Source organism: Xanthobacter versatilis, from assembly GCF_043193975.1.
GTDB classification, from domain to species: domain Bacteria; phylum Pseudomonadota; class Alphaproteobacteria; order Rhizobiales; family Xanthobacteraceae; genus Xanthobacter; species Xanthobacter autotrophicus_E.
The window spans coordinates 676,649-691,134 of sequence record NZ_JBAFVB010000001.1; the positions used below are offsets into that span (position 1 = coordinate 676,649).

Here is a 14,486-nt window from a genome sequence, read left to right on the forward strand (position 1 = left end):
AGGGTCCCTCCGGGGGTGCGTCAGCCGATGGTGCCGAGGGCCGGCACCTGGTCCATGAGCCATTGGGCGACCTCAGGCATGAAGCCGGTCATGAAGGCGAGGCCGGTGAGGATGAGGAGCGCGCCGGCCATCTTCTCGATAAGGCCCAGACGCCGCCGCGCCGAAGCCGCCCAGGCGAGGAAGGGGCCGGTGAAAGCGGCCGCGAGCAGGAACGGGATGCCGATGCCGGCGGCATAGACCGCGAGCAGCGCCATGCCTTTGCCCACCGAGGCCTCGGCCCCCGCCACCATCAGGATGGCGGCGAGCACCGGCCCGACGCAGGGCGACCAGCCGAAGCCGAAGGCAAGACCGATGAGATAGGGGCCGACGAGGCCCGCAGGCGTGGCGGCAGCATCGATCTTCGCTTGCCGGTAAAGCAGGGGAATGCGCACCAGGCCGGTCATGTGGAGGCCGAACAGCACCAGCAGGGCGCCGGAGACGAGGGTGAGCGTCTCCACATGGCGCATCAGCATCTGCCCGAGGGTGGAGGCGGTCGCACCCAGCAGGATAAAGACGGTGGAGAAGCCGAGAACGAAGAGAACCGACGCCGCGATCACCCGCCGGCGCGGCGCGGCCTCGCCTTCGTGACCCGCGACCGTCCCGGTCAGGAAGCCGAGATAGGCAGGCACCAGCGGCAGCACGCAGGGCGAGGCGAACGACAGGAGCCCGGCCAGGAAGGCGCCGGGCAGGCCGATATCCAGCGACATGATCCTCCCCTTCCGCATGCGTTGAGCCGACGCGGTTTCAGGTCTTGCTCAAGATATATGCGAATGCGATAATATGAGAAGTGAAATCGCGCTTCCGGAGCGTGGAATATGCGTCGCGCCTTGTCCTGGCTGACCCTCACGGGCGTCCTTGCCGTCGTGCTCGGTGCGGCGGTGCCCGCGCGGGCGAGCGAGCTGGTGATGTTCGAGCGCAGGGGCTGCGCCTACTGTCTCCAGTTCGATCGGGATGTGGCGCCCATCTATCAGAAGACCGAGGAAGGCCGGCGCGCGCCGCTGCGCCGGGTGGATCTGTCCGGCGGGGTGCCGGCCGATGTCGCGCTTGCAGGTCCGGTGCGCTTCACGCCCACCTTTGTGCTCGTGGACGAAGGACGCGAGATCGGGCGCATTACCGGTTATGCTTCCGATGAAGCCTTCTGGGGTCTGCTGGGCGCGCTGACGCAACAGGGCGCGCCTAATCGGCCGTGAGGCCGGAGCGCATCGTCGATTTGTGAGAGGTTCGAGAGCATGCCACCCATCGTGTCCACGCGGATCGAGGACGAACTGCGCGAAGGCCCGGAGATTTCGCCCGAACTCGACCAGCTTATGCGCAATGCGCGCAAGGCGAGCGATTTCCTGAAAGCGCTCTCCCACGAGAACCGGCTCTTGCTGCTGTGCCTGCTGGCCGAGCGCGAGCGGTCGGTGACCGAGCTGGAGAATATCCTGTCCCTGCGCCAGCCCACGGTGTCCCAGCAACTGGCACGGCTGCGGCTGGACGATCTCGTCACCACGCGCCGCGACGGCAAGACCATCTATTACAGCCTCGCCAACGACGACGTGCGTCGGGTCATCTCGGTCATCTACGACATGTATTGCGGGTCGGAACGCGCCGACAAGAGTTAAGACAAAACAGCGCCGGGCCGGCGACGGGGCGACACAAGTCCCGCGCCTGCCGTCTACGGGAGGAGGCGGCGCATGGATATTTCAAGCCCCTGGTGGACCGCGCTTGCGGGCCTCCTGGTGGGAGGCATCGCGGGTTTCTGCGTGTTCCGTGCCCGGCTGTGCACCTTCGGCGCCCTCGAGGATGCCATGGTGGGCAAGGACTGGCGGCGCATGAAGGTGTTCGCCCTCGCCCTTGGCCTTGCAATTGCCGGGACGCAGGCGCTGGCCCTCGCCGGCATCCTCGCGCCCGAGCGCACCAATTACGTACCCATGGCACTGCCGTGGCTTGGCATCCTGCTGGGCGGGCTGCTGTTCGGGCTCGGCATGGCGCTGGTGGGCACCTGCGCCTTCGGCTCCCTGGTGCGCCTCGGTTCGGGCGACCTGCGCAGCCTCGTGGTGCTGATGGTGTTCGGCGCGGCGGCCTACGCCACCTTGCGCGGGGTCCTCTCCGGCTTCCGGGTGGATGGGCTGGAACGCGTGGCCCTCACCCTTCCCGCCGGCACGCAGGCGGATCTTCCCTCCCTCATCGGGCGGGTGGCGGGACACGACCTGCGGGGCTGGATGGGGGCGCTGGCGGTTCTCGCCCTGATCCTTCCCGCCTGTGCCGACCGCCGCCTCTGGCGCGCACCCCGGCTGATGACCGCCGGCGTCGTGCTGGGGCTCGGCGTGGTGGCGGGATGGCTGGCCACGACGCTGCTGGTGGACGAATTCGCCCATCCCACGGCGCCCCAGAGCCTGACCTTCGTGTCACCGGTAGCGCGGACCCTGTTCGGCCTGCTGTTCGACCAGGCGAGCCTTGCCGAGTTCGGTGCCGGCAGCGTGTTCGGCGTGGCGTTGGGCGCGTTCGCGGCCGCGCGGCGATCGGACGGCTTTCGCTGGGAGGCGTTCGACGATCCGCGCGAGATGAAGCGCCATCTCCTCGGCGCGGTGCTGATGGGGATGGGCGGCATCCTGTGCGGGGGCTGCACCATCGGGCAGGGGCTGACGGCGGGATCGCTCCTGGCCTTGTCCTGGCCGCTGGCCGTCGCCGGCATGGTGGTGGGCGCGCGGCTCGGCATCGCGCTGCTGATGGAGGGGTCGTTCATCCACGCGGTGCGTGGCATGATCGACGCGCATGGGCGCTGGCGGGCGGGGCCCTGATACCAAGGGCCGAAGAGCTCGACTCGTCGGCCCTTGCCAAGCCCGCGCGGCGCCTGAGCGCAACCCTCTCGGCATCGGTCAAAGACCGGGGCCGTTGGTCTGACGCATATCCTTTCAAATCGCGCGGGACATGAAAGCCGACTGAAAGCTTGGGTAGCCTAGAAGGGCTTACGAACACCCGTCGCCAACGGGTGCCGCAAGACCAAGAGAATGCCGCAAGGCATCGCCATTTGAGGAAACGCGCGCGCAAAGCGCCCTTCAGGGAAGACCGACCCATGCCCCATTTCTCCCCGTTCCGCCGCGCGGGACGCAGCCTGCGTGTCGTCGCCGGCTCGTTCATCGTCGCCGCCGGCCTCATGTCCGCGAGCGCGGCGTCGGCGGAAAAGCTCACCATCATCGTCGGCGGCATGGAGAAGCAGATCTACCTGCCGGCCGTGCTCACCCGCGAGCTGGGCTACTTCAAGGACGAGGGGCTCGATGTCGAGCTGATCAACACCCGTGCCGGTGTCGAGGCGGAGAACGAGCTGCTCGCCGGCGCCGTGCAGGGCGTGGTGGGCTTCTACGACCACACCATCGACCTCCAGGCCAAGGGCAAGTTCATCAAGTCCGTGGTGCAGTTCAGCCAGGCGCCGGGCGAAGTGCAGATGGTCTCCGCCAAGTTCGCGGACCAGATCAAGTCCCCCGCCGACTTCAAGGGCCACACCCTGGGCGTGACCGGCCTCGGCTCCTCCACGGATTTCCTCACCCGCTATCTTGCCGCGCGGGCGGGCCTGAAGCCCGGTGACTTCTCGCTGCTGCCGGTGGGCGCGGGCAATACCTTCATCGCGGCCATGAAGCAGGACCAGATCCAGTCCGGCATGACCACGGAACCCACCATCGGCCAGTTGGTGAAGACCGGCGTCGCCAAGATCCTGGTGGACATGCGCACCCCCGAGAAGACCGTGGCGGCGCTGGGTGGACCTTATCCCGCCGCGTCCTTCTACGTGCAGTCGTCGTGGCTCGACAGCCATGCCGAGGATGCGCAGAAGCTCGCCAACGCCTTCGTGCGCACCATGCGCTTCATCGCCAGCCACAGCGCTGCTGAGATCGCCGAGAAGATGCCCAAGGATTATCTCGTCGGCGACAAGGACCTCTACATCCAGGGCCTCGCCGAGGGCAAAGCCCAGTTCACGCCGGACGGCCGCATGCCGGCCGATGGCCCGGAGACGGTACTGAAGGTGCTGGCCGCCTTCTCGAAGAACGTCCAGGGCAAGCAGATCGACCTGTCGAAGACCTACACGACCGTCTTCGTCGATAACGCCGCCAAGACGCTGGGTAACTGACCCTCGGCAATTGAGCCTTCGCATTTGACGGCGGGCGCCTGACATTCGGCGCCGGCCGTCCCGAACCACAAACCAGAACCCGCAAGACCAAGGTCGCCGCGCGCCTGCCGCCGGCGACGGGAGGAAACTCATGTCTCTTCAAGCCGTGGCGGACGTGCGTCCGCCGATCATGCCCGCTGCCGCGCTGTCGCCGGCCATCGAGCTTGAGAACGTTACCCGCCGGTTCCTGACGCCCAACGGCAAGTCCATGACGGCGCTGCGCGATTTCACCATGACGGTGGATCGCGGCGAGTTTGCCTGCGTGGTCGGCCCCACCGGCTGCGGCAAGTCCACCACCCTCAACCTCGTCACCGGCCTCGCCAAGCCCAGCGCCGGCGAGGTGCGGGTGATGGGCGGCCCGGTGGAGGGCATCCACAAGGATGTGGGCTTCGTGTTCCAGGCGGATGCCCTGTTCCCCTGGCGCAGCGTGCTCGACAATGTGGCGGCCGGCCCGCTCTATCGCGGCTTGCCCCGGAAGGCGGCCTATGAGAAGGCGCGCGACTGGATCGCCCGCGTCGGCCTTGCCCGCTTCGAGAATCACTATCCGCACCAGCTCTCCGGCGGCATGCGCAAGCGCGTGGCGCTGGCCCAGACCTTCATCAACGAGCCCAAGATCCTGCTCATGGACGAGCCTTTCTCGGCCCTCGACGTGCAGACCCGCACCAACATGCAGGATGAGCTCTTGGACCTGTGGTCCGGCTCCGGCGCCTCGGTGGTGTTCGTCACCCATGACCTCGAAGAAGCGGTGGCGCTGGCCGACAAGGTCTATGTGCTCACCGCAGGCCCGGCCACGGTGAAGAGCGTCTACCACATCGACCTGCCACGCCCGCGGGTGATGGAGGAGATCCGCTACGATCCGGCGTTCGTCGAGAAGTGCCGCATCATCTGGAACGACCTGCGCGAGGAAGTGCAGATCGGCCAGCAGCGCACCCTTGAAACTGGCCACTGAAGACAGGGAGGACATACAATGACCATGCAGGCAGAAGCCCCGTCCGCCCCGTTCAAGGCGGCCCCCCGCGCTATCCCCACCGAAGCCGAGATCGAGGCCAAGGCTCGCGCCCGCCTCAAGGCCCGGCGCACCCTCGTCATTTCCCTGCGCATCGCCATCCTGGTGGCGGTGCTGGGCATCTGGGAGCTGGGGGCGCAGACCGGTTTCATCGATCCCTTCTTCTTCGCCAGCCCCTCGGGCATCGCCGAGCAGATCTGGGTGTGGATGACCGAGGGCACCTCGCAGGGCTCGCTGTGGGTGCAAATTCTGGTCACGCTGGAAGAGACCGTGCTCGGCTTTTTCATCGGCGCCGCGGGCGGCATCGTCTGCGGCATCGTGCTGGGCCGCAACAAGCTCTTGGCGGACGTGTTCTCCATCTACATCAAGATCGCGAACTCCATCCCGCGCGTGGTGCTGGGCTCCATCTTCATCATCGCACTGGGCCTCGGCATGGCGTCGAAGGTGGCCCTTGCGGTGGTGATGGTGTTCTTCGTGGTGTTCGCCAACGCGTTCCAGGGCGTGCGCGAGGCCGACCGGGCCATGATCGCCAACGCCCAGATCCTCGGTGCCTCGCCGTTCCAGATCACCACCTCGGTCATCATCCCCTCGGCCATGAGCTGGATCCTCGCGTCCCTGCACGTCTCCTTCGGCTTCGCGCTGGTGGGTGCCGTGGTGGGCGAGTTCCTGGGGGCGAAGCAGGGCGTGGGCCTGCTCATCGCCACGGCGCAGGGCGCGTTCAACGCCAACGGTGTGTTCGCGGCCATGATCATCCTCGCCGTGCTGGCACTGGTGATGGAATTCCTCATCACCCTTGTGGAGAACCGGCTCGTGAAGTGGCGGCCCGTGCCCTACAGCGAGCAGAACTGAGGAACGGGTCACCATCGGCGACCTTCCCTGCGAGCGGTGGCATCCGGTCTGGCGGTCAGGCGCCCCGGATACCGTCCTCCAGCCTGCCGGCGGTGGAAGCTGCCGGTAGCCGCATTTCCACCTTCAGCCCACCCGCCTCCGCCGTGCCGAGGCTGAGCATACCGCCGGCGCCGTCCACCACCTCCCGCACGATGGACAGGCCGATGCCGGAGCCCTCGCCGGGCGTGCCCGGCACCCGGTAGAACCGCTCCCACACCTTGTCGCGCTCCTGCGGTGGGATGCCCGGCCCGGAATCCTCCACCGCCAGCACGGCCCAGTCGTCCTCCGCGCGCACGCTCACCGCGACGCTGCCGCCGGCGGGGGTATAGCGCAGGGCGTTCTCCACCAGATTCACGATGGCCTCGCGGGTCATGGCGCCGTCGCCCCGGGTGAGCACGGGCGCATCCGCGTCCAGGGCGAGGTCGATGCCGCGCTCGATGGCGAGGTCCACCAGCCCTTCCAGCACGAGCCTGGCGGACGCTGAAAGGTCGATCTCCTCGTCGCGCGGCCGTCGGCTGCCGGGTTCCGAGCGGGACAGGGTAAGCAACTGGCTGGCGAGGCGGGCGAGGCGCCGCGTGCTCTCCTGAACGCCGGACAGGGCCTCCTCGCGCTCGGCCGCGTCCGGGGTGCGACGGGCATAGGTGACCTGGGTGGCGAGCAGCGCCAGCGGCGTGCGCAACTGGTGCGCCGCATTGGCGACGAAGCGGCGCTGAGCCGCCATCTGCCCTTCCACACGGGCCATATAGGTGTTGAGGGCGGCGACCAGCGGCCGCAGCTCGCTCTGCACCGCCGCGTCGGGGATGGGGGCGAGGTCGTCGCGGCCCTTGTTCATCACCGTGTCGCGCAGGCGCAGCAGTGGCGCGAGGCCCTGGCGCAAGCCCACCAGCACGAGGAGGCCTGCGGCGGCGAGCAGCACCAACTGCTGGCTGAAGCCGCCCACCCACAATTCGCGCACCATGGCGGCGTGCCCTGCCAGAGTCACGCCGACCACAACGGTTACGCGTTCGCCGTCATGGGCGCCCACAACCGGATACTGGAGCGCGGCAAGGCGCAGATGCTGGTCGCGATAGGGGGCGGAGAAGTGCAGGGGAACGCCTTCCTTCGGCGTCGCCTTCGGCCGGGGCAGGTCCGGATATCCGGTCAGGAGCCGTCCTTCCGCCGTGTCCACGCGGTAAAAGACCCGGTCGCGGTGGCCGGTATCGAACATCTCCAGCGCCACCGGCGGGATGGTGGCGTCGATGACCCCGCGGTCGAGGCGCACATCCTCGGCGATGGCGCGGACGGAGGCATCCAGCGTGCGGTCGGTGACGAGGTCGGCGGTGGCGCGGGCCTGCCGTCCGCTGGTCCACACGTTGAGCGCCACCAGCCCCGCCAGCGGCAGCAGCAGCCAGCACAGGAGCTGGAGGCGCAGGCTCTCAATGCGCATCGTGCTGGAGCAGGTAGCCGAGGCCGCGCAGGGTGACGATGCGCGCGTCGCTGCCCTCCAGCTTCTTGCGCACGCGGTGCACATAGATCTCGATGGCGCTGGGATCGGCAAGGTCGTCGAGGCCGAAGATGCTCTGGGAGAGCTGGGCCTTGCTGACGGTCTGCCCCGATTTCATGAGCAGCATCTCCAGCACCGCATGCTCGCGCGGGGTGAGGGCGAGCGGGGTGCCGGAGAGGGCGAACAGGCGGGTATTGGTATCGAAAGCCAGCGCGCCGCAGCTGATCACCGGGTCCGGCCGCCGCGCCGAGCGGCGCAGCTGCACGCGTATGCGGGCTTCGAGCTCGGCGATGTCGAAGGGCTTGGCGAGATAGTCGTCCGCCCCTTCGTCCAGGCCGGCGACGCGGCCGTCGAGGCTCGCATTGGCGGTGAGGATGATGACCGGCACCGTATCCTTGCGGCTGCGGATGCGGCGCAGCAGCTGCATGCCGTTGATCTTCGGCAGCGTGAGGTCGAGGATGACAAGATCATAGGCGGCAACGGCGAGCGCGTGGTCGGCCTCTTCCCCGTCGTGGAAGACATCGACCACGTAATTGTCCTGCCGCAGGATCTTCGCCAGCCAGCCGGCAAGCTCCAGATTGTCCTCAACCAGAAGAAGTCGCATGGGTTTCCTGTCCCGGCGGGCAGACTAGTGCCAACGGCCTCGGTCTTCGACCGATGCCGAGAGGGCCACGCTCAGGCGCCGCGCGGGCTTGACCAATGGACCATGGGAAAAGCTCATGGTCCATTGGGAAAATGCAGCGTCCGACCGCCGGGAAGGGCGTTTCCTCCGATCTACGGCGTTGCCACGTTCACCGGGCGGCCGGCGGCGAAGGCCTCGATATTGGCGATGAGCTGGTCCGCCAGCGCCTGCTGCGCTTCCATGGAGGCCCAGGCCACATGGGGCGTCACGATGGCTTTCGGATGGTGGGCGAGGCGCATCACCGCGCTGTCGGCGGGGGGCGGCTCGGGCATGGCCACGTCGATGCCGGCGCCCGCCACCTGGCCGGCGTCGAGCGCCGCGATCAGCGCCTCCTCGTCAATAAGGCCACCACGGGCGGTGTTCACGAGGAGGGGCCGCCGGCCCATGCGGGCGAACTCCTCAGCGCCGATCAATCCCCGCGTCTCGAGCGTCAGCGGGCAGTGGAGGGTGAGCACGTCCGCGGTCTCGATCACCTCGGTGAACGGCATGTAGCCGGGGCGGGCCTCGCCCGCGCCCTTGCGGCCGGCGAACACCGGCTCCATGCCGAACGCGCGGCCAAGCGCCGCCACCTGCTGGCCGAGATCCCCCGAGCCGAAGATGCCGAGGCGCCGGCCGTGCAAATCGATGATGGGATGGGTGTGGAAGCAGAATTGCCCCGCCGCCTGCCATGCACCGGCCTTCACATCCGCCGCATAGGGGCCGATGGCCCGCGACAGGGCGAGGATGAGGGCGAAGGTGTGCTCCGGCACGCTTGCCTTCGCATAGCCGCGCACGTTGCTGACCACGATGCCGGCGGCAGCGCAGGCGGCCTTGTCCACGCAGTCGGTGCCGGTGGCCGCCACCGCGACCAAAGCGAGGCGCGGCAGCCCGGCGATGGTGTCGGCGTCGAGCCGCACCTTGTTGAGGATCAGGATGTCCGCATCGCGGGCCCGCTCCATCAGTTCGGCCGGCGCGGTGCGGTCGAATTCCACCCAGTCGTGGGCGAAGGCCGGGCGCGCGAGCGTCACGGCCGGCGCCAGCGTCTCGCGATCGAGGAAGACGATGCGCGGGACACGGCCCAGGGGCGGGAAGGGCGCGTTCACAGCCGCGCCCGCGCCGCATCCGCCACGGCGGCGGGGGTGATGCCGAAATGGCGGAACAACTCGTCGGCCGGTCCCGAGGCACCGAAGCTGTTCATCCCCACGAAGGCGCCGTCCGCGCCGATCCAGCGTTCCCAGCCCAGCTTCACCGCCGCCTCCACCGCAACCCGCACCGTGCCCGGCCCGAGGACCTCCCACACATAGGCCTCGTCCTGCTCTCCGAAGATCTCCCAGCAGGGCATCGAAACCACGGCGGTGGGAATGCCCTCCGCCTGGAGAAGATCGCGCGCCTTCACCGCCACGTCCACCTCCGAGCCGGTGGCGATCAGCGTCACCCGGCGTGGGCCGCCCTCGGCCGCGCGCAGCACGTAGGCGCCGCGGGCGGAGCGGTTCTCGCCAGCGTCGCTGCGCTGGGCCGGAAGGGCCTGCCGGGAGCAGATGATGGAGGAGGGGCCGTCGCGGCGGGCGAGCGCCAGCTGCCAGCATTCGGCGGTCTCCACCGCGTCGGCGGGACGGAACACCGCCATGTTGGGCATGGCGCGCAGCGACGCGAGGAACTCCACCGGCTGGTGGGTCGGCCCGTTCTTGCCGATGCCGATGCTGTCGTGGCTGTAGAGTGTAATGACCGGCAGCTCCATCAGCGCGGACATGCGCAAGGATGGGCGCATGTAGTCGGAGAACACCAGATAGGTCGCGCCCAGGGGCAGCACGCCGCCATGGGCCACCATGCCGTTCATCATGGACCCCATGGCATGCTCGCGGATGCCATAGTGGATGTAGCGCCCGGCCGGGTTTTCGGCGGTGAAGGCGTCGAGCCCGCGCTTGCAGTTGGTGGGGCCTTCCAGATCCGGCGCGCCAGGCAGCAGCTCGGGCACGAGGCCGGCGAGCAGGTCCACGATGTCGGCGGTGGACTGGTTGGAGGACTGCGCGGGGGCCGCCGCCGCGAGGGCCTCGGCATGGGCGGAAAGCGCCGACAGCGCGCCCGCCGGCAGTTCGTCGCGGACCAGCCGCTCAAACTCGGCGCGCTTGTCGGCCGGCAAGGCGGCGACGCGGGCCTGCCAGGCCTCATAGGCGGGGCGATTGCGCTCGCCGGTGCCGGCCTGCCATGCGGCGGCGACATCCTGCGGCACCTCGAACGGGCCGTGGGTCCAGCCGGCGGCGGCGCGGGCTTCCACCACATCCTCAGGGAACACCCGTCCGCCGTGGGCGCCGCGCTTGCCTTCGAGGCGCGGCAGGCCTTTGCCCAGCACGGTGGTGCAGGCGATCATGGTCGGGCGCGGATCCTGGTGGGCGAGGATGAGGGCGGCGCTCACCGCCTCCACGTCGTGTCCGTCGACGTCGATCACCTGCCAGCCGGCGATGCGGAAGCGGGCGCGCACGTCCTCGGAGATGGCGAAGTGCGTGCCGCCATCGTCGGTCATGCGGTTGTCGTCCCACAGGAAGGTGAGCTTGCCGAGCTTCAGGTGGCCGGCCAGCGAGATCACCTCATGGGCGATGCCCTCCATCAGGCAGCCGTCGCCGACCACCGCATAGGTGCGGTGATCCACCAGCTCGGGGCCGTAGGTGGCGGACAGGAAGGCTTCCGCAACCGCCATCCCCACCGCATTGGCGATGCCCTGGCCCAGCGGCCCGGTGGTGACCTCGATGCCGAGCGCCACGTCGCGCTCGGGGTGGCCGTGGGTGTGGGCGCCCAGCTCGCGGAAGCGGCGGATCTCCTCCATGGGCATGCCCGCATAGCCGGCGAGGTGGAGCACGGCATAGATCAGCATGGAGCCGTGGCCGTTCGACAGCACGAAGCGGTCGCGGTCGAACCATGCCGGGTCGGCCGGATTGCATTTGAAGTGGCGGGTGAACAGCGCCGTGGCGAGTTCCGCCCCACCCAGCGGCGCGCCGGGATGGCCATCCTCGGCCTTGGCGATGGCGTCGAGGGCGAGGAAGCGGATGGCGTCGGCCATACGGCGAGCGGAAGCGAAGCCGTCCCCGGAGTTCAGGCGAGCGGATGGGGTGCCGTCTCCGGAATTCGGGCGCGCGACGGCGTTACCGGCTTCGGCGAAGCCAGTGGAGGCAATGAGCGACATGGTGAGCGACCTTGGCTGGCGCCGGGGCACGCGCCCCGGCGCATCAAAGGGAGATCAGGGCAGGAAGCCGATGGAGAACCACGGCACGGCCGCGACCAGCGCGAGGCCGATGAGCAGGGCGGCCATGTAGCCGACGATGGGCTTCATGCCGGCGTCGGGGCTGACCCCGCCGATGGCCGTGGCGCAGTAGTAGCCGACGCCGAAGGGCGGGGCGAACAGGCCGAGGCCCATGGAGAGGATGACCACCATGGCATAGTGGACTTCATGGATGCCCATGCTGCGTGCGATGGGGAACAGCAGCGGCCCGAACAGCACGATGGCCGGGATGCCCTCCAGCACCGATCCCAGGATGATGAAGGCGACGATAGACACCACCATGAAGGTCGCCGCCCCGCCGGGCAGGCCGCCCATCACCCGCGCCAGTTCCTGGGAGAAGCCGGACTGGGTGAGCGCCCAGGCCATGCCGGTGGCCGCGCCGATGATCAGCAGGATGGCACCCGAGAGCGCCGCCGTGGCGGTGAGCATGGGCATCAGCCGCTTGAAGTCGAACTGCCGGTAGATCAGCAGTCCCACCACCACCGAATAGACGATGCCGATGGTGGAGACCTCGGTGGCGGTGGCGATGCCTTCCATCACCGCGGCGCGGATGACGAACGGCAAGGCGATGGCCGGCACGGCGATGGCGAGGGCGCGCAGGATTTCCGTCCTGCTCGCCCGGCGCACGCCGGACAGGTCCTCGTTGCGGTAGCGCCAGCGCACCAGGATACACAGCATGACGCCGAGCACGACGGCGGGCATCAGGCCGCCGGCGAACAGGGCGGCGATGGACACGCCGGTGACCGAGCCGATGGTGATGAGCACCAGGCTTGGCGGGATGGTCTCGGTCTGCGCGCCGGTGGCGGCCAGAAGGGCCACGAGGTCGCCGGGCTTGGCGCCGCGCTTGATCATCTCCGGGAACAGCACCGGGGTCACCGCCGCCATGTCCGCCGCCTTGGAGCCGGAAATGCCCGAGACGAGATACATGGCGCCGATCAGCACGTAGGACAGGCCGCCCCGCACATGGCCGAGGAGGCTCGCGAGGAAGCCCACCATGGCCCGCGCCATGCCGGTCATCTCGATCAGCATGCCGAGGAACACGAACAGCGGCACCGAGAGCAGGATGAGGTGGCTCATGCCCTCGTCCATGCGGCCCACCACCACCGTCAGCGGGGCATTGGTGGTGAAGGAGAGATAGGCGAGCGTGGCGAGGCCAAAGGAGAAGGCGATGGGCACCCCCGCGAACACCCCCGCCGCCACCAGGCCGACGAAGAAGATCACGAGGTTGATGTTGCCCAGCGTCTTCAGAACCGGCGTGCCGAGGATGCCCACGGCGGTCAGCGCCGCCAGGAAGGCGATGACGCCCGCCACCTGCATGGGGTTGGCGTTGCGGACGAGCTTGAGCATCGCGACGATGCCCATGAGCGCGAGGCCCACCGGCAGTGCCGCCGCTTTCCACGTATTGGGCACGTCGAGGGCGGGCAGGGTGACGAACATCTCGTCCTCGGCATATTCCAGGCTGGGATGGAGCATGGCCACGAGGAAGATGAGCGGGGCGGCGACGGCTAGCGTTTCCAGCACCGCGCGCTTCGGCAGGGGCAGCGCCCCCACCAGCGCGGTCATGCGCATGTGCTCACCGCGCTGGAGCGCCACCACGGAGCCCAGCATGGCCAGCCAGATGAACAGGACCGAGGCCAGCTCGTCCGACCAGACGATGGGCGAATGCACGAAGTAGCGCATCACCACGCCGACGAAGAGCACCACCACTTCCGCCAGCACCAGGAGTGCCGCCGGAATCTCCACCATCTTGATCAGAGCGCGCTCCACCTTGAGCACGCCCCTGCGCCAGCCGCCGGCCGGCTCGTCCGGGGCCAGCATATGGGTATGAGCCATATTCGGCTCGGTGATTACCGGGTCCGTGATTGCGCGATCCATGACGTCACCCCAGCTTGCCGACGGACGCCTCAAGGAGCGACCAGGCTTCGTTGCCGTATTTGGCACGCCAATCGGCATAGAAGGAAGTCTCGGCAAGCGTCTTGCGGAAGGGTTCGCGGTCCACGTCGATGAAGGTGATGCCCTTGGCCGTCAGGTCGGCCCGGAGCGACTGGCTGAGCGCGGCGATGTCGGCCCGCTCGTCGGCGCCGGAGCGGTCGAACTCGCGCACCAGGATGGTGCGAAGGTCCTCGGGCAGGGCGGCGAAGGCGCGGCGGTTGCCGAGGATGAGGTAGCCGTCCCACACATGGCCGGTCATGGAGCAGGACTTCTGCACTTCGTAGAGACGGGCAGAGGAGATGATGGCGAGCGGGTTCTCCTGCCCTTCCACCACCTTGGTCTGAAGCGCGGAATACAGCTCGTTGAAGTTGATCGGCGTCGCGCCCGCCCCCAGCGACTTGAACACCGAGGTAAGCATGGGCGCCGGCGGGACGCGGATCTTGAAGCCCTTCATGTCCTCGGGCGTCCTGATCTCGCGGGTGGAGGAGGTCACCTGCCGGAAGCCGTTGTCCCAGAACTTGATGGGGGCGACGAGCCCGGCCTTGGCGATCTGCTCGCGGATGTAGGTGCCGAGGCCGCCATCCACAGACTTCCACACCGTGTCGTAGTCCGGGAAGGCAAAACCGGTGTTCACGATACCGGCGACCGGCACCAGCGTGGCGAGAATCGAGGCGGAGAGGTTGAACAGCTCCACGCCGCCGGAACGCACCTGGGTGAGCAGGTCGGTGTCCGAACCGAGCTGGTTGGCCGGGAACACCTTGATTTCCAGCCGGCCGGAGGTGGCCTCCAGAATGCGCTGCGCGGCTTCCTGGGCGCGCTTGTTCACCGGATGGGTCGGGTCCTGCCCGGTGGCGAGCTTGTAGGTGAACTCGGCGGCGCGGGCGCGGGTGATGATGCCGGCGAGCGGGATCGCGGCAGCTGCGGTCAGCAGGGTGCGGCGGGTGAGACCCTGCGCAAGGCCCTTGGAGGCGGGCGTATTGGTCATGTGTTTCTCCCTTGTGGCCGCTGTGCGGCCTTCTTGATGTTCCGCGCGTTGGCGGTCGGCGTTTGGGTGGTCGG

Annotated in this window: 13 protein-coding genes; 6 read left to right on the forward strand and 7 right to left on the reverse strand. The window is 68.5% G+C overall.

The window, feature by feature from the left end; all coding sequences use genetic code 11:
• Window positions 1-20: 20 nt before the first annotated feature.
• Entirely contained in the window at window positions 21-746 is a 726-nt protein-coding gene (locus tag V5F66_RS03035; protein ID WP_394093202.1) for a cytochrome c biogenesis CcdA family protein, read from the reverse strand.
• 108 nt (window positions 747-854) lie between these two features.
• Between V5F66_RS03035 and V5F66_RS03040 the strand changes: the two genes are divergently transcribed.
• The 6 genes from V5F66_RS03040 to V5F66_RS03065 all read left to right on the forward strand — a co-directional run bounded on the left by V5F66_RS03040 (window position 855) and on the right by V5F66_RS03065 (window position 6,038).
• Complete coding sequence (locus V5F66_RS03040) at window positions 855-1,229, forward strand: thioredoxin fold domain-containing protein (RefSeq protein ID WP_012113551.1); 375 nt, start codon at window positions 855-857, stop codon at window positions 1,227-1,229.
• A gap of 39 nt (window positions 1,230-1,268) precedes the next feature.
• Complete coding sequence (locus tag V5F66_RS03045; RefSeq protein WP_012113552.1) at window positions 1,269-1,643, forward strand: ArsR/SmtB family transcription factor; 375 nt, start codon at window positions 1,269-1,271, stop codon at window positions 1,641-1,643.
• A gap of 72 nt (window positions 1,644-1,715) precedes the next feature.
• Window positions 1,716-2,822: a YeeE/YedE family protein gene (locus V5F66_RS03050; RefSeq protein WP_394049971.1), complete on the forward strand. Its 1,107-nt coding sequence runs from the start codon at window positions 1,716-1,718 to the stop codon at window positions 2,820-2,822.
• Window positions 2,823-3,178: 356 nt separating this feature from the next.
• On the forward strand, window positions 3,179-4,144 hold the full coding sequence (locus V5F66_RS03055) for an ABC transporter substrate-binding protein (protein WP_394006947.1): 966 nt from the start codon (window positions 3,179-3,181) through the stop codon (window positions 4,142-4,144).
• 169 nt (window positions 4,145-4,313) lie between these two features.
• Complete coding sequence (locus tag V5F66_RS03060; protein ID WP_049776105.1) at window positions 4,314-5,132, forward strand: ABC transporter ATP-binding protein; 819 nt, start codon at window positions 4,314-4,316, stop codon at window positions 5,130-5,132.
• 18 nt (window positions 5,133-5,150) lie between these two features.
• Window positions 5,151-6,038: an ABC transporter permease gene (locus tag V5F66_RS03065; protein ID WP_012113556.1), complete on the forward strand. Its 888-nt coding sequence runs from the start codon at window positions 5,151-5,153 to the stop codon at window positions 6,036-6,038.
• A gap of 55 nt (window positions 6,039-6,093) precedes the next feature.
• On the opposite strand, the gene V5F66_RS03070 is transcribed toward V5F66_RS03065, so the two are convergent.
• The 6 genes from V5F66_RS03070 to V5F66_RS03095 all read right to left on the reverse strand — a co-directional run bounded on the left by V5F66_RS03070 (window position 6,094) and on the right by V5F66_RS03095 (window position 14,412).
• On the reverse strand, window positions 6,094-7,503 hold the full coding sequence (locus V5F66_RS03070) for a sensor histidine kinase (protein ID WP_394049969.1): 1,410 nt from the start codon (window positions 7,501-7,503) through the stop codon (window positions 6,094-6,096).
• Entirely contained in the window at window positions 7,493-8,164 is a 672-nt protein-coding gene (locus V5F66_RS03075) for a response regulator (protein ID WP_394093203.1), read from the reverse strand. Before V5F66_RS03075 ends, V5F66_RS03070 begins: the two co-directional genes overlap by 11 nt.
• 170 nt (window positions 8,165-8,334) lie before the next feature.
• On the reverse strand, window positions 8,335-9,324 hold the full coding sequence (locus V5F66_RS03080) for a D-2-hydroxyacid dehydrogenase (protein WP_394093204.1): 990 nt from the start codon (window positions 9,322-9,324) through the stop codon (window positions 8,335-8,337).
• A complete protein-coding gene (gene tkt / locus V5F66_RS03085; protein WP_394093292.1) occupies window positions 9,321-11,276 on the reverse strand; it encodes a transketolase in 1,956 nt (651 codons plus the stop codon). Before tkt ends, V5F66_RS03080 begins: the two co-directional genes overlap by 4 nt.
• A 177-nt stretch (window positions 11,277-11,453) precedes the next feature.
• Window positions 11,454-13,313: a TRAP transporter large permease gene (locus V5F66_RS03090; RefSeq protein WP_049776106.1), complete on the reverse strand. Its 1,860-nt coding sequence runs from the start codon at window positions 13,311-13,313 to the stop codon at window positions 11,454-11,456.
• A gap of 61 nt (window positions 13,314-13,374) precedes the next feature.
• Complete coding sequence (locus V5F66_RS03095) at window positions 13,375-14,412, reverse strand: TRAP transporter substrate-binding protein (protein WP_394003007.1); 1,038 nt, start codon at window positions 14,410-14,412, stop codon at window positions 13,375-13,377.
• Window positions 14,413-14,486: the final 74 nt, after the last annotated feature.